This window comes from Flavobacterium sp., assembly GCF_031411595.1.
Lineage (GTDB): Bacteria > Bacteroidota > Bacteroidia > Flavobacteriales > Flavobacteriaceae > Flavobacterium.
In genome coordinates, this window is sequence record NZ_JANOBI010000021.1 from 163994 (window position 1) to 179814 (window position 15821).

Here is a 15821-nt window from a genome sequence, read left to right on the forward strand (position 1 = left end):
CTAAATCGTGTTTTTCTTAATAATTTCTTGAGCCAAATGCAGATAATTCGTAGCGCCTTTGCTCGTTGCGTCGTAATTGATGATGCTTTCCCCGAAACTCGGCGCCTCGCTCAATTTGACATTTCGTTGTATAATCGTCGCAAAAACCATGTCGTTGAAATGCTTCTGCACTTCCTCAACCACTTGGTTCGACAAACGCAATCTCGAATCGAACATCGTCAGCAACAAACCTTCAATATCGAGCTCGGGATTGTGTATTTTCTGCACACTTTTAATCGTATTGAGCAATTTTCCCAAACCTTCCAAAGCATAATATTCGCATTGAATTGGAATAATCACCGAATCGGAAGCTGTCAACGCATTCAACGTCAACAATCCCAATGATGGCGCGCAATCAATCAAAATATAATCATATTGATCTTTGACACTTGCCAAAGCTTGCTTGAGCATGTATTCACGATTTTCTTTGTCAACCAATTCTATTTCAATCGCCACCAAATCAATATGGGCAGGAATCACCCACACATTCGGTGCACTCGATTTAATCGTCGCTTCTTCGGGCGTGTTGCTGTGCTCGAGCATTTGATAGGTTCCAATCGTCACATTGTCGATGTCGATACCCAAACCTGAACTCGCATTCGCCTGCGGATCGGCATCAATCAACAACACTTTCTTTTCTAAAACACCTAATGATGCTGCCAAATTTACCGAAGTGGTCGTTTTTCCAACACCGCCTTTTTGGTTGGCAATAGCAATGATTTTACCCATTTATTTTTTTCAATTTTGAGCCGTAAAAATACAATTAATTATGGGTTTTTCAAGGGTTATTTGTTAACAAAAGTTAATAAGCTGATGTTGTTGGTTGTAAGTTGTATGTTGTATGTTTTTAGGAGCTGTTTCCGGCTATCCACTATATCTTTTGCGCCGAACAACGGCACAAAAGGATAACGTTCCTATCCGGGCTAGGGCATCCCGTGATTATTAATTACTTTTTTTCGCTTTAATCATCATCTCGAGCATATCCCACATTTCCTCCGGAATCGCCTCAAGCAAATTGAATTGTCCAGCACCTTTAAGCCATTCACCACCATCAATCACAACGACTTCCCCATTAATGTAGGCTGAAAAATCAGACACCAAATACGCCGCCAAATTCGCCAATTCCTGATGATCACCAACGCGTTTGAGTGGCACTTTTTTCGCCATATCGAACTTCTCCGCCAAGTCGCCCGGAAGCAATCTGTCCCAAGCGCCTTTCGTTGGAAATGGTCCGGGTGCAATCGCATTAGAACGAATGCCATACTTCGCCCATTCGACTGCGAGACTTCGCGTCATGGCCAAAACACCTGCTTTTGCTGTAGCACTTGGAACGACATAAGCCGAGCCTGTAAAAGCATAAGTGGTTACGATATTGAGTATGGTTGCTGATTCTTGTTTGCTGTCAATCCAATGTTTTCCGAAAGCTAAAGTGCAGTTTTTGGAACCTTTGAGAACGATGTCAATTACGGTATCAAAAGCGTTTGCGGATAATCGTTCGGTGGGTGAAATGAAATTCCCCGCAGCATTATTGAGCAACACATCGACTTTTCCGAAAGCCTTTAAAACTTCTTGCAACATCGCTTCCACTTGATCGTAATGACGCACATCGCAAGCCAATGGCAAACAAGTTCCGCCGGTTTTAGTTTCAAGTTCTTGGGCTGTGGTTTTTAGTTTTTCTAAATCTCTTGAAGTGATCGCTACCTGCGCACCGAGTTCTAAAAAATATTGCGTCATCGCTTTGCCTAATCCGCTGCCACCACCGGTTACGACAATCACTTTTCCTTTGAGTGCGTCGTCGCGGAGCATTTTTTGTGTAAAATCCATCTGGTTCAATTTGGGCTAAAGATAGCAAAATGATTTTAGGAATTGAAATGGATTTATGCTTTAAAAACAGAACACGGATTTAGCTCATGCTGATATATTCTTTATGGTATTGCTGATTTTCAATTCACGGATTAACACAGATTAAATCCGTGGTAATCCGTGAAATCCGTGTTCAATAAATTACTCTACAATCAGTTTTTGAGAATAACTTGCAGCATCAGTAGTGATCTGAACGAAATAAATTCCTTTGCTTAAATTGGGTGTAATGACAAACTCACTTTGGCCCACTTTTTCAGAAAAAACAATTTGTCCAACAGCATTGCAGATAGCAATTTTATCAACTTGATGGTCACTTGAAATATTAATGGTTTCCCCATTCGATGGATTTGGAAATACTTGCAAATTTACTGCTCCAATCGGTTGATGAACCCCAAGCAGGGTGCTTTTTGTATACAATCCGTCGGCTTTGGCTAAAAATAACTTGTCCTGAAACTCCAAAAGTGCATAAGAAAATCCTGTAGTTAGCAATTCTTCATTCTCTTCCCAACTGCTGCCAATAGAAGCAAGTTTGTCTCTTTCCTGAATCCAAGTGCCTTCTGGAAACATATTGGTTATTGTATAATGTTTGGCCGAACCTTCATAAATGGTGCGGTATGGACCATTATGAGATCCGACATTATCCTCAGTCCAAGTTACTCCAGCATCTTTTGTCTTAATGATCCGATTGCCGTTGACCGCAAAAAAGGTATCACTGTTATTGATCAGCTTGTTGATTTGTAAGCCAGGCTGCAGCGTTCCAGTATAATATTCTTCATTCCAGATGCTGTTATTAAAGTCGTATCTGTAATTCGTACCATTAGCTCCAGCAGCAATCAGCATATAATTTGGTGAACTTATGATACTGTGAACATTCATAGAGTAATCTGGTAATGAAGCATTCAAATAGGTCCAATTGTCTGAATCTGGATTCTTCAGCGCAACGCCATTGCCCAGCGTTGAAACTAATAAACCGCTATTGTGTATTGCAAATTCGCTTATCCAAAGTGGGTGAACACCACTGTTTTGCCATGAAACGCCATTGTCATCGCTATAGAAAACCCCATGATTATAAGTGCCTACATAGAGTTTGTTATTAAAAAAAATAAATGCTGTGATTTCAATTGGGTTGTTGCTAACAGTTATTGGTATCCAACTTGTCCCGCCATCATTACTTTTATAAATAATATTGGAGCCTGAAGCGGCGTAAATTGTATTGTTGTTTACCATTAACGCAACGATACTTTGTGTTGGAATGGCGTTGATTTTGGTCCATTGCGCGGATGAAGTATTGCAATATAAAAGTGTAATGGCAATTAATAATAGGCTCTTGTTCATTGTTTTTTAAGATTTAATTGTTGTAATTCTGTGAGCCAAAATTAAATATAACCTACAAAAACCAACTAAAAAACAAGTAGACAAAAGGTCGACACGCTATCTTTTCAAAGTAAAATGCCCCCGATGCGTTCGCCCGTCTTGGCGATTCACTACAAACCAATAATCGGTAGAAACTGCTTGATGCCCATTATACGTACCATCCCAGCTTTCCTTAGCACCTAAATATTTGATTAATTTTCCGTAGCGATCAAAAATAGCAACGTTCAAGTCGGGTTCGAAATCAGCATTGTCTATAAACCAAGTATCGTTATAAGCATCGTCATTGGGTGTGAAAAAATTAGGATAATACAACAGCCAAATGTCTTTTTTGGTAAAACCACAACCCAATTTGTCTTGCACATAAATCGTGTAAATACCGGGTTTTAAATTGCCGAACGTATTTTCATTTTGATAATTAATGCCGTCTAACGAATATTCAAACGAACCATTGTTGGATGTCAATACGGTAATACTATTCTCATTAGCCGTCCAATCGCTGATTTCAAAATGGTCGATGACGGGTAAATCTGAAATCGTCACTTCAATGTTTTTGGTATTTGAACAAGGCAATGCGTTGGCTCCGTATAAATTCGCTGCCGTTACAGTGAGATTGGTCACGCCAAGTTGACTCACAGTAATCGTCGAATTGGTAGAACCGTCGGACCACAAATAAGTGGTTGTTGGCAAATTTCCTGGCGCAACATCTAACGTTATCGGGTTCGAAAAACAGCTTAAATAAGTTGGATCAACAATCAATTTTGGAGTCTGTCCAACCAACAAATCGAACGTGGTGGTTTCATAACAATTCGGCAGTGGATTGTAAACCAAACGCACGAAAATTGTTTTAGGATTTGCATTCGGATTGTAGGTTACCAAATTTAGAATCGGATTGCTATTGCTTTGAGCATCAGTCATCGAATCGTGATAACTTAAGGTAAAATTGGCCGGATTTTGTGTGCCTAAAATAACAGCATCTTGCGAAGTCAAATCAAAAACTTCATTGTCAGTAATCACCTCTTGGCATTGCAAAATATCATTGGGTTTGGTGATTGTGACGAGCGACAATAGACTATTGACATCGAAAAGTCGGTTCACAATATTACCGCAATTGTCTTCGACTTGAAACGTATAAATCGCAGGAGCTAAATTCGAAAAAATGTTGGAATTGAAATTGTCAAAACTAAAAGCTACACCATCTTTTTCGATAATGGTGTAATGAATCGGTGCCGTTCCGTTGGCTGTGAGCACGACATCCAAATTGCCATTACTCGAACACGGCATGCGATAAGCATCGGTAATTTCGAGCACCTGATTGAACGATAACGTTGGACTCAAAATCTCAACACAATCTTTATCTACAGTAGTTACTGTTCCGTCATTAAAATCTTTACCATTATTATAAGTCGCGAAATTGCGTATGATTCGAAAAGTACCATTGAACGTTAGGTTGTAATTCGTCGCATTGTTATTCAAAAAATAACTGTTCAAAACATTAGGAACAGAACCTGCCACATAAGCAATACCAGTATCCGGATTTCCCCAAATATTGTTCGTCGCATCGATTAATTTTTGCAACCAAAAAGATTGATTGGTTGTTCCGTTGCTTACAAAATTCAATGGAATATCGAACGAACCACAATTCGCCTGCAACGAAAAAGTGCTAGTGGTAATAGCATAACCGCCGATGTTTATTGAAATGGTATTGGTGAAATTACAATGGTCTGTTGCGATAAAAGTATAGTTTCCATCAGGCAAATCATTCATATAAAAACTACCGTCCGTTGCGATATTGATTGTGCCGTTATAGGGTAATGTAGGAATGAAATTAGTAGGCGCTGCAGTAATCGTTATAGTACTGAGTCTGGTATTAAGGCTTGAAATTTTCACGGAGCTTTTCGTTAAGTCGCAGCCTGGCCTGACATCGCTTGACAATCCTTGATCGACGTAAACAGGCACGGTAATATTCAACGGACTCATTAGTGTGCCACAATTGTTGGTGGTGCTAATTACATAATCGCCTAGCGGCACCGGATCTAATGTTAATACCCCAAAAGTAGTATTTACAAATGCTGTAACATCGTGCGGCAAAGGAAAAGGATAAGTACTCGGAGCACTAATAACAATGGCTGTTACTACTTTATAAGCGGGAATAGCAACTACAATTTTCCCTGAATTACTCGCACAACCATTATTCGTTGCCAAACCACTTGCCGCTGCGGGGAAATCGACAATATTAAATGTGATGGTGTTTGATCTTCCGCAAACATCAAGAATACTCACATCGTAACTTCCGATTGGAGTTTGCGCTGATGCACCACCAAAAGTTACGGTGTCAGTGTTGTAAGGTCCGGGATAATTTGCGTTGAAATTGATTGGATTAAATCCAACAGGAGCATTGATGAAATTTAACGTGTAAGGCGGTGTAAAATTACCGGCTTTCAAATCGAAATAATACGTATTACAATTCAAATCATATATAATTGGCGCTATGGAAATATTTTGGTTTACAATAAAATTCTGCGAAAAAACAGAACCGCACGAATCTGTAATGATGACATCGTAATCGTAATTTTGATTGGGGAAAGCGGGAATGGTTTCTGAAATATTCTGTGAAGTTAAATTGCCTGACGCTAAAGTACTGTTGAAAGTCTGCGTGGCTCCACCACCCGGAGGATGCACGACAAACTGAATTTGTAATGGATAACCTATAACCGTTCCTGCTGTCGGCGTAATCGTATGATTGGCCACTGTTTGCGTACAGGATGGCACCGTTGTATTCGTAAAAGAAGGCGGTCCAATGGTTAGTCCTGTTGGGTTTAATGTAACGGTGAATGTAGAAACGACTCCAGTGCCGCAATTGTCAAAAACACGAATTCTGTAAACACCTACCGGCAATCCTGAAAAGGTGTTTGTGGTTTGAAGTGGAAACGTTACCGGGCCGAAAAAAATTTCATACGAAACACCAATTCCGGAAGTGGTATTGACTAAAATATTACTATTGCTCGAACAAGCTTGATTGAAACTTTGAACATCAATGACCAATGGCACCACTTGATTCGTAATGGTCACATCTTGTTGCTGTGTTGTGACTACGGTACCAACAGTTTCTTTGGCTATAATTCTGTAATTTCCTGCTGAAAGTCCGTTATAAGTATTGGCATTTACGGTTGCAATCGGAACTGTGGTATTGGGCAATTCATAAATTTCATAAACAATCGTTCCGTTAGGATCGGCGTTGCTTGGCGTGAAGGTTAGCATACCATTTCCTGTGCAACTTTCGGGTGTTGGTGTTACTGTAAATGTAAATCCAAATCCCATCAAGGGCATTAGAAAAAGTGTTAAAGCGATGCGCAACCCTGTGTTCATCTGGTAAAAATAAATTTAAATTTTCATTACCAATACCTTGATAACCATTTCGTTTACTTCAAGTATACTTTTAATAACGAAATTTAGGTTTTTAAATTTTATCATAGCATTAAATTACAAGAAGTGAAGCTGTTGGTTATACTTTTATTGAATCACTAATGCTTATGGTCTTAAGTTTTTAAATTGCATTGTAAACGAAGTTTTTTTACCAAATTTAGAATCAACTTTAATACTGCCTTGTATTTTTTCAACGATTTCTTTTACAATATACAATCCTATACCTGAACCGGCTATTTCTCCTGATAAGCGAAAGAACATATCGAATATTTTATCGAAATTCTCCGCTGCGATTCCGATACCATTATCGCTTACAACTAATGTCAAACTACTTTTATTGGCAATACCCAATATTTTAATAAAGCTACTGGTTTTATTAGTATCCTGAAATTTTATAGCATTCGAAATTAAATTTTCTATCACCGTGCTAAAGCTTTGTTTGTCGGTATAAAAAGGCTCTTTTTCGTGAATATCCACTTCAAAAGTAATACGTTTGGCTTCCTTGGAATGAATCAACGAATTGATGATTTCTTCTGTTATTTTTTGGAGATCAATTTTTTCAATTTTGAGCTCCATTCGATTGTTGCGCGAATAATAGAGAATATTTTTAATGTATTCATCAAGGCGATTGATACTATTTCGAATCATGGCTGCATGACTTGCCGTTGATGGTTCTTCAGTATCTTCTTCAATAAAAGCAAGCAATCCAAGAACAGAAGTCAACGGCGATCGCAAATCATGAGACACACTATACACAAACCGATCGAGTTCGAAATTGGTTTTTTTAAGTTCATCATTGTTACTAATCAGTTTGTCTTCTGCTAATTTGCGTTTCGAAATATCCTGATGCGACACCACGATCAATTGTTCTTCTCCATCAAATGGCATCGCAAGCATCGCAAACCATCGGTCTTCTTTATCGGAATGGCAAGGATATTCATAATAAAAAGCGGTGTTTTGTTTGTCCATCACTTTCTTCATGCCTTTCAAAACAATTTCGGCGGTTTCGTCTCCAGTTTTAGCAGAATTAGCACACACATGAAAATAATTACTGCTGATGCCCGTTCGTTGCAAAGTCGTTTCTCCATTTTCAGTAGCAAAGCGACTCCAAGCTTCATTCACTGCTATAATGGCTCCTTTTTTATCTATCACGGCAATGTGTGAACTTAGTGAGTTGATGATATTTTTGCTAAATGCTTCACTTTTTTTGAGCTGTCGTTCGACTCTTTTCTTCTCAGAAGCATCTCTAAAATTGGCTACAAATGCATTGACACTCGGTATGTGAAGCATATTGGTTATCGTACCTTCACACCAAATCCAATCGCCATTTTTGTGATGCAATCTCATTTCAAACAGAAATGACTTTCCTGGTGTTGCCGTGATTTTATTTCTTTTTTCGATATAAGTTGCAATATCATCGGGGTGAATAAAATCTAAAACCTTGATATTAAGATATTCTTTTAATGGGTAACCTAGTACTTTGCTGACTGATGGACTTCCGTAGATAATTTCCCCTGATTCATTAGTCAGCGATTGCATATCGGGACTTTTTTCGATCAAGGCTCGGAACCTTCTTTCGTTTTGAAGCACCAATTCTTCTGTTTCTTTATGCTTTTTTGCTTTCTCAAACAAATCTAAGGCAAACGAAATATCGGTTATCACTTCTATAAGCAAATCAATTTCTTCTTTATCAGAAAATTCAAGTTTTTCAGAATAGAGATTCAGCGTGCCAATAATTTTACCCGCTTTTTTGAAAGGAAGTACAATAATAGAATGGATTCCGTACTGTTTAGCAAACGGAGCCCACCTGAAGAGATTAGGTTCGTTTTGAATATCATTGCTCATAAAATAGGATTCCGACTTTAAAACACAATCCTGTGGACCGCCCTCATAAACGATTAATTCTTTAAAAATGTGAAGATGCTCTTTGGGTAATCCAGATTGGTCAATCATAGTAATCGTTTTGTAATCGGAATCAAAAAGTCCTATCCAAGCCATTTTAAATTTACCGAATTCAACTGCGATTTTACAGGAATTTTTGTAGAGCGCTTTTTCTTCCCTGACGCGAACAATACCCTGATTCACTTGACTGATAAAAGCATAAAGATCTTTTATTTTCAGAAGCTTCTCATTGACTTTTTTTTGTTCACTTCTATCAATGGAAAGTATTAAAAGGCCTTCAGGTATAGGCACCATGCTAAGTTCATAATTTCCAATTAATCCGTTGGGAGATTTAAAATCTGTTACGATTCTTTCTGAAACTCTTTTTGTCATGCAACGTTGCATCACTTTAAACAAATCGGTTTGCTCAATGTCAGGATATTTCTGCATTAAGGTTTTTCCGATTAATTCTTTTTTGGTGTACGTGCTGATTTGCACCAAAGCATCATTCACATAAATGTATTTCCAATCAAAATCGTGAATTTGAACACCTTCTTGAAGAAAATCAAAGCTGTTTTGATTTTGTAAATCGATGCTTGGCAGTGGGTTTTGTTCATCGATTACCGATGAATTTGCAGTATTTTTTTTCATAATCATTCACTGGTTTTCCATGAATGTTAGTGGCGTCATCTATGGTTTAATTTCTAATAGTTAAGAGCTAAAAAATGACATCTCTTGGCTTGAAAAAAGAGCATTTTTTTTGCTATCATGACTAAGGTAGTTGTTATTTATAAGGCACAATATAAAATCAAAAAAATATATAACTATTGAAATTAATTGTACAACAAGCGGATTTTTATCGCACTGATAAGAGTGCCATTACTATCGCATTTTATAAGAGAAGTATATTCGAGTCAGATTCAACTGTTTTCTATACTTTCGAGAAATTCTTTGTTGATTGGTTTTTCATGAAAAGCTTCAATGTTTTTATCAGAACGAATGCGATTGATATCCATTTCATCTATGGTCGAAGAAACCACGAAAATGCGACAGTGCTTTTTTAAATCAACGGGCAATTCATCAAAGGCTTCCATAAATTCAAATCCCGACATTAAAGGCATGTAGATGTCAACAAAAATTAGATTTGGTAAGGCCTCGCTATTACTACCGTTTTGTTTTAAATACTCTAGAGCATCCAAAGCGTTGGAATATTCTAAAACTTTTTTGGCGAGGTTGTTTTTGAGAATGATTCGCGACGTAATATATAAATCGATGGTGTTATCATCAATAATCATTATAGTTTCGAATTTTGTTAGAACTTCTACTGACATAATTTTAAATTTAATAGTAAAACAGAGCCAACTCGATTTTTAGAAATATCCCTTTCAGAACATTATTACAGTAAAAATTATATAAAAATATTGTCAATGGAATTTGGATAATGGGATGATGTGTTGCTTTTAAATCCGCACCATTCGGCCTAACAATATTAAGGCTTTTTTAACGATTTCTTACACTTCTTTTTGTTTAATTGTGTTAAATTTTTATTTTTATTAGCGTTTACAATATTCTTGTTAAAGTATTCGCATCCTTTACAAAACAAGAATGAAGGCGTTTTGGCATCAATCTAACTGATTCGCAACCCATTAACTACTTTCAAATCCGAAGTCAACAACACTATATCATGCTGGTCACCGACCGAACCCAAAACAAGGCATTCACTCATAAATTCACCGATTTGCTTTTTAGGAAAGTTAACCACACCCACTATTTGCTTCCCAATCAAGTCTTCTTTCTGATAGCGTTTGGTGATTTGTGCTGAAGATTTTTTGATGCCAATTTCACTGCCAAAATCGATAGTGATTTGATAAGCAGGCTTTTGTGCTTCTGGAAAATCTTCGGCAGTGAGAATAGTCCCTACACGCATTTCTACTTTTTCAAAATCAGACCAAAGCAATTCGTTCGTTTCCATTGATGATGATGTTGTATTAATGATTCTTTAATGTCAGTTAGCACTTCAAAGTTCAATTATTTTATTTAAATTTAGATTTTTAAATCGATTTTTATCTTTACCCATGGAAATTTTTCATCTCAGTGCCGAATGTTATCCCGTCGCAAAAGTGGGCGGTTTGGCTGATGTCGTTGGCGCTTTACCCAAATATCAAAACCAATTAGGTCGATATGCGAAAGTGGTTGTGCCTGCTTATAACAATAAATTTTTTCAGGAAAATGAGTATAACGTTGTACACCAAGGTCAACTCAAATTAGGCCATTTTCTCTTCTCTTATTCGATTTTAAAAGAAAAAACCAAAAAACTCGGCTTTGAATTATATCAGATTGCGATTCCCGAGTTGTTTGATCGCCCGAATGTATATTCTTATGAAGACGACACCGAACGTTTCCTAGCCTTTCAAATCGCGTTTTTAAATTGGCTCATCGAAACGAATCAGTATCCCGATATGTTGCATTGTCACGATCATCACACGAGTTTGATTCCGTTTATGGTGCAACATTGTTTTAATTATCAAAATTTAAGAAATACACCTACCATTTTAACCATTCACAATGGTCAATATCAAGGATGGTTTGGTTATGATAAGTTGCATTATTTACCGCAATTCGATTTGTCGAAAATCGGTTATCTCGAATGGAATGGCACGATTAATCCGCTTGCTTCCGCAATCAAATGTTCATGGAAAATCACGACTGTTTCGCCAAGTTATCTCGATGAAATCAGCAACCACGCCAATGGTTTAGAAAACTTAATGCGTTGGGAACGACCAAAATCATTAGGCATTCTAAACGGCATCGACACCGAAGTCTGGAACACCAAAACCGATGCATTGATGGCGAAAAATTATACACTCAAAGATTTCAAAAAAGGAAAAGCGGAGAACAAAGCGTTTTTGTGTTCGCATTTTAATCTCGATCCGGCCAAGCCTTTATTCACATTTATCGGCCGATTGGTTGGCGAAAAAGGTGCTGATTTGTTGCCACAGATTTGCAGCGTTGCCTTGCATCAAAACCAAGGTGAAATCAATATTTTGATTTTGGGCTCGGGCGATCCGAATGTAGAAAAAGAGCTTTCAAGTTTGCAAAATTTCTATCACGGCAACTACAATGCATACATCGGTTATAATGAAAAATTGGCGCATATTATTTATGCCGGTGCCGATTTTCTATTAATGCCATCGCGGGTTGAACCTTGTGGTTTGAATCAAATGTATGCCTTGCGTTACGGAACGATTCCGATTGTTCGACGTACCGGTGGTTTGCGCGACACCGTTATCGATATGGGCGACGGAGGTTTTGGAATTTGTCACAATGACACCAGTGTTTTCGATGTAACCCATTCGATTTCGCGTGCGATTGCATTATTTCATGACAGCAAAAAATTCGACGCCATTCGAAAAACCATCCAACAAATTGATCATTCTTGGGATAAAGTAGCAGCACAATATATTGAAGTATACCAATCATTAAAAAAATAGAACATGAACAATCATATTTTAGCCATTATTTTAGGAGGTGGACAAGGTTCTCGATTAGCACCACTGACCGAAAGCCGTTCAAAACCTGCCGTTCCGATTGCAGGAAAATACCGATTGGTGGATATTCCGATATCGAATTGTATCAATTCTGATATTAAAAGAATGTTTGTACTGACGCAGTTTAATTCGGCTTCTTTAAACCAACACATCAAAAACACGTATCACTTCAGCCATTTCAGCACTGCTTTTGTCGACATTTTAGCGGCGGAGCAAACACCTGATAACCCAACATGGTTTCAAGGAACAGCCGATGCTGTGAGGCAATGCATGCAACATTTCCTAAACCATGATTTCGAATATGCATTGATTTTATCGGGCGATCAGTTGTATCAAATGGATTTCAATAAGATGATTCAAGCCCATGAAAAAAGCGGCGCCACGATTTCGATAGCTACATTACCCGTGAATGCTAAAGAAGCACCGGAATTTGGCATTTTGAAAACCGATTCTGAGAATTTTATCACTTCATTTATTGAAAAACCAAAGGCGAATTTACTTCCTGAATGGACTTCTGAAGTGAGTGATGAGATGAAAGCAGAAGGCAAGCATTATCTGGCTTCTATGGGAATATATATTTTCAACCGAGATTTATTGGTAGCGCTGATGAACAATCCAGACACTAAAGATTTTGGGAAAGAAATCATTCCACAAGCGATTGGCAAACAGAAAATATTGAGTTACCAATATGAAGGTTATTGGACCGATATCGGAAACATCGATTCGTTTTTTGAAGCGAATTTAGGATTGACGGACGACATTCCGAAGTTTAATTTGTTCGATAATTCGAGTAAGATTTATACGCGAGCGCGGGTTTTGCCACCATCAAAAATTACGGGCGCATCAACGATTGATAGATCGGTTATTGCGGAAGGTTGCATTGTGAATTCTGCCACGATCGAACATTCGGTCATTGGCATTCGAAGCCGAATCGGTTATGGCTCGACGATTTTCAATTCGTATTTGATGGGTAATGATTATTATCAAAATCTTGAAGAAATCAGAACCAACAATTTGCACAACATTATGAATGTAGGTATCGGCGAACGCTGCTTCATCAACAACACAATTGTAGATAAAAATTGTAGGATTGGCAACGATGTCAAACTCAACGGCGGCAAGCATTTGCAAGACACCAACACCGATTTATATACCGTGAAAGACGGCATTATCGTAGTCAAAAAAGGGGCGATTTTACCTGATGGCTTTTCAGTAGAGTAGCTTTAAATTAATGATTAACAGACCAATATTAACCTAAATAAAAACCACACAATGAAAACTAAACTATGCGCTTTTTTGCTTTTAATGTTGGTAACCGGAAAATCATTTTCGCAAGCTTATATTCCGGTTTTAGACAATGCTTCGTGGGTTGTTACCGTATACTATTTTGGTGGAAGCCAAACTTTTACGATTAGTCAAAGTGGTGAGCAAACTGTCGGTACACATACCTATAAAAAATATGTCCGCCCTGGAACGAGCACGGAATTTCTGCTCAGAGAAGATGTCACTTCAAGGAAAGTGTATAAAAATGTTGGAGGTAATGATATTTTGTTTTTTGATTTCAATTTGAATGTTTCGGATAACATCACGTTGGCCAACGGAGAAAACTATACGGTTGATTTAATCACCAATATCAATGTGAATGGTGGACAAAGAAGGCAATGGCATTTAAACAATATATCGAGTGCGTTTGGATTTGATGAAGTTTGGATTGAAGGTGTTGGAAACAAAGAACATCCATTAATTGCCAAATATGAAATGCTGTCAGATCCTGCGTATGCTTTAAGATGTAGTTTTCAAAATGGTGAAAATGTTTACAATCAAGGATTAGCAAATGGTGGCACTGCAACAGATTGCTTGGCTTTAGGGGTTTTCGAACCCGATTATTCAGCTTCAAAAATTAGCTTTGCTCCTAACCCATTTCAAACGGAACTTATGATTACTACTGAGGTGAGTTTAAATAATTCGACATTAAAAATGTATAATGCGATTGGGCAAATGGTCAAAGAAATCGATCACTTGAACGGCAATAAAATTTCATTAAGCAGAGGCAATTTGACTGTTGGATTGTATTTGATTCAGTTAATTGAGAACGGGAAATTGTTGAAATTAGAGAAAGTGTTGATAGCGGATTAATTAAACACGGATTGCACAGATATACACGAATTAATCTGTGCTAATCTGCGCAATCCTGTTCACTTTAAATCATAAAAAAAAGCATCCTTTTTGGGATGCTTTTTTCAAGTATCGAAACTTGAAAATTATAATTGGGTATAAATATAATTCGTTATTGATGCCATTTGCGCGTCGTCTAAATGGGCTTTCATTTGCATTTTTACTAAAATCGGAGCCCAATCTTCTTTGGAAAATTCTTTTGCTGCAAAAAGTCTATGACACTTGGCGCAATTGTTCTCATAAGTTGTTTTTCCTATGGTCAATTCCTCTGTCATCACCATTACTTTTGCATCTTTGTCCGTCGTTTTGACAACCTCTTTTATAGGCGGTGGCTTTGGCGTTGTTGGCGCAACAGCCGTTTTAGAAGCACATGAATAAATTATTACTGCGAGAATGGTTAGTGCGATTATTTTTAATTTCATAGTATGAATGTTTGTTTCGTAAATATAAAAAATCCCGATAATAATTTACTATCGGGAAGTTATATTTTGATAAATTTTATGTTTTTTATTTTACATCCATTAGTTCAACGTCGAAAACCAGCGTTGCGTTTGGTGGAATCACACCGCCGGCGCCACGAGAACCGTAACCCAAATGCGATGGAATAACGAAACGTGCTTTATCGCCTACTTGCAATAACGCAATACCTTCGTCCCAACCTTCAATCACGTTGCCTTGTCCTAAAGGAAATTCGATTGGTTTTTTTCTGGTGTAGGATGAATCGAACACTTTTCCGTTTTCTAAAGAACCTGAGTAATGCACCGAAACCGTTTTTCCGTTTTCAGCTTTTTTACCGTTTCCTTTTTGAATCATTTGGTATCGCAAACCGCTTGCTGTTTTTTCGAAACCCGCAGCGAGTTTTTCCATGGCGGCTTCGGCTTCGGCTTTCACTGCAGCCTCGAGTTTGGCACGGGAACCTTCGAAAGTTCTGAAAGCTTCGATGGCATTCCATTTTTTAGCTTCGTCACCTTCTCGGATGATTTCAACAGAATCGATGACATCGCCCTGCGCAATAGCATCAACAACATCCTGACCTTCAATTACATTTCCGAAAACAGTATGTTTGTTATCGAGCCATGGTGTGGCAATGTGTGTGATGAAAAATTGAGAGCCATTACTTCCTGGTCCAGAATTCGCCATCGACAAAACGCCTGGCGCATCATGTGTCAAACTTGGGTGAAATTCATCATCGAAGTTGTAACCCGGTCCGCCTGTTCCTATGCCTTGTGGGCAACCACCTTGAATCATAAAATCAGGAATCACACGGTGGAATTTTAACCCATCGTAATATTTATTGCCTTGTGGTTTTACTTTATTTTCCAGATTTCCTTCTGCTAATCCTACGAAGTTTCCGACAGTTCCCGGTGTTAAATCGTGGGTAAGTTTTACTAAAATCGCACCTTTTGTGGTGTTGAATTTAGCGTATATTCCGTTTTCCATTGTTGTGTATTTTAAAATTGTGGTGCAAAATTAAGGAAATTAATCCGATAATACCACGATGCCCTAGCCCCGATTGCA

General features: G+C 37.9%; 12 protein-coding genes. 3 read left to right on the forward strand and 9 right to left on the reverse strand.

The window, feature by feature from the left end; all coding sequences use genetic code 11:
- The 7 genes from RMO03_RS04085 to RMO03_RS04115 all read right to left on the reverse strand — a co-directional run bounded on the left by RMO03_RS04085 (position 1) and on the right by RMO03_RS04115 (position 10552).
- A complete protein-coding gene (locus tag RMO03_RS04085; protein ID WP_309640814.1) occupies positions 1-768 on the reverse strand; it encodes an AAA family ATPase in 768 nt (255 codons plus the stop codon).
- 213 nt (positions 769-981) lie between these two features.
- Positions 982-1863, reverse strand: a complete 882-nt coding sequence (locus RMO03_RS04090) for an SDR family oxidoreductase (protein ID WP_309640815.1) — start codon at positions 1861-1863, stop codon at positions 982-984.
- Between the two features lie 180 nt (positions 1864-2043).
- Positions 2044-3237, reverse strand: coding sequence for a T9SS type A sorting domain-containing protein (locus tag RMO03_RS04095; protein ID WP_309640816.1), 1194 nt, complete (start codon positions 3235-3237; stop codon positions 2044-2046).
- Positions 3238-3333: 96 nt separating this feature from the next.
- Positions 3334-6642 carry a T9SS type B sorting domain-containing protein gene (locus tag RMO03_RS04100; RefSeq protein ID WP_309640817.1) on the reverse strand — a complete coding sequence of 1103 codons (3309 nt, stop codon included), beginning with the start codon at positions 6640-6642 and terminating at the stop codon, positions 3334-3336.
- Positions 6643-6804: 162 nt separating this feature from the next.
- On the reverse strand, positions 6805-9231 hold the full coding sequence (locus tag RMO03_RS04105) for a PAS domain S-box protein (protein WP_309640818.1): 2427 nt from the start codon (positions 9229-9231) through the stop codon (positions 6805-6807).
- Between the two features lie 269 nt (positions 9232-9500).
- Entirely contained in the window at positions 9501-9911 is a 411-nt protein-coding gene (locus RMO03_RS04110) for a response regulator (RefSeq protein WP_309640819.1), read from the reverse strand.
- 296 nt (positions 9912-10207) lie between these two features.
- Positions 10208-10552: a tRNA-binding protein gene (locus RMO03_RS04115; RefSeq protein WP_309640820.1), complete on the reverse strand. Its 345-nt coding sequence runs from the start codon at positions 10550-10552 to the stop codon at positions 10208-10210.
- A 103-nt stretch (positions 10553-10655) separates the two neighbouring features.
- On the opposite strand from RMO03_RS04115, the gene RMO03_RS04120 reads away from it, so the two are divergent.
- Genes RMO03_RS04120 through RMO03_RS04130 form a run of 3 tightly spaced genes read left to right on the forward strand, consistent with a single transcriptional unit; the run spans position 10656 to position 14264 of the window.
- Positions 10656-12071: a glycogen/starch synthase gene (locus tag RMO03_RS04120; protein ID WP_309640821.1), complete on the forward strand. Its 1416-nt coding sequence runs from the start codon at positions 10656-10658 to the stop codon at positions 12069-12071.
- Between the two features lie 3 nt (positions 12072-12074).
- Positions 12075-13349 (forward strand): glucose-1-phosphate adenylyltransferase, encoded by a 1275-nt coding sequence (locus RMO03_RS04125; protein WP_309640822.1) that lies wholly within the window; start codon positions 12075-12077, stop codon positions 13347-13349.
- A 51-nt stretch (positions 13350-13400) separates the two neighbouring features.
- Positions 13401-14264 (forward strand): T9SS type A sorting domain-containing protein, encoded by an 864-nt coding sequence (locus RMO03_RS04130; RefSeq protein ID WP_309640823.1) that lies wholly within the window; start codon positions 13401-13403, stop codon positions 14262-14264.
- Between the two features lie 125 nt (positions 14265-14389).
- Here the strand turns inward: RMO03_RS04130 and RMO03_RS04135 are convergent, their stop codons facing one another.
- Together RMO03_RS04135 and RMO03_RS04140 are read right to left on the reverse strand one after the other, a co-directional pair.
- The gene (locus RMO03_RS04135) at positions 14390-14725 is read right to left on the reverse strand and encodes a cytochrome c (protein ID WP_309640824.1); all 336 of its coding nucleotides are present in this window, start codon (positions 14723-14725) and stop codon (positions 14390-14392) included.
- An 85-nt stretch (positions 14726-14810) separates the two neighbouring features.
- Positions 14811-15743 carry a peptidylprolyl isomerase gene (locus RMO03_RS04140; protein ID WP_309640825.1) on the reverse strand — a complete coding sequence of 311 codons (933 nt, stop codon included), beginning with the start codon at positions 15741-15743 and terminating at the stop codon, positions 14811-14813.
- Positions 15744-15821 lie beyond the last annotated feature (78 nt).

Bases quoted from the DNA above. Each gene is read 5' to 3' on its own strand.
- RMO03_RS04125 (WP_309640822.1), top strand. From the start codon at position 12,075: ATGAACAATCATATTTTAGCCATTATTTTAGGAGGTGGACAAGGTTCT.
- RMO03_RS04135 (WP_309640824.1), bottom strand. From the start codon at position 14,725: ATGAAATTAAAAATAATCGCACTAACCATTCTCGCAGTAATAATTTAT.
- RMO03_RS04120 (WP_309640821.1), top strand. From the start codon at position 10,656: ATGGAAATTTTTCATCTCAGTGCCGAATGTTATCCCGTCGCAAAAGTG.
- RMO03_RS04105 (WP_309640818.1), bottom strand. From the start codon at position 9,231: ATGAAAAAAAATACTGCAAATTCATCGGTAATCGATGAACAAAACCCA.
- RMO03_RS04140 (WP_309640825.1), bottom strand. From the start codon at position 15,743: ATGGAAAACGGAATATACGCTAAATTCAACACCACAAAAGGTGCGATT.
- RMO03_RS04110 (WP_309640819.1), bottom strand. From the start codon at position 9,911: ATGTCAGTAGAAGTTCTAACAAAATTCGAAACTATAATGATTATTGAT.
- RMO03_RS04100 (WP_309640817.1), bottom strand. From the start codon at position 6,642: ATGAACACAGGGTTGCGCATCGCTTTAACACTTTTTCTAATGCCCTTG.
- RMO03_RS04090 (WP_309640815.1), bottom strand. From the start codon at position 1,863: ATGGATTTTACACAAAAAATGCTCCGCGACGACGCACTCAAAGGAAAA.
- RMO03_RS04115 (WP_309640820.1), bottom strand. From the start codon at position 10,552: ATGGAAACGAACGAATTGCTTTGGTCTGATTTTGAAAAAGTAGAAATG.
- RMO03_RS04130 (WP_309640823.1), top strand. From the start codon at position 13,401: ATGAAAACTAAACTATGCGCTTTTTTGCTTTTAATGTTGGTAACCGGA.
- RMO03_RS04085 (WP_309640814.1), bottom strand. From the start codon at position 768: ATGGGTAAAATCATTGCTATTGCCAACCAAAAAGGCGGTGTTGGAAAA.
- RMO03_RS04095 (WP_309640816.1), bottom strand. From the start codon at position 3,237: ATGAACAAGAGCCTATTATTAATTGCCATTACACTTTTATATTGCAAT.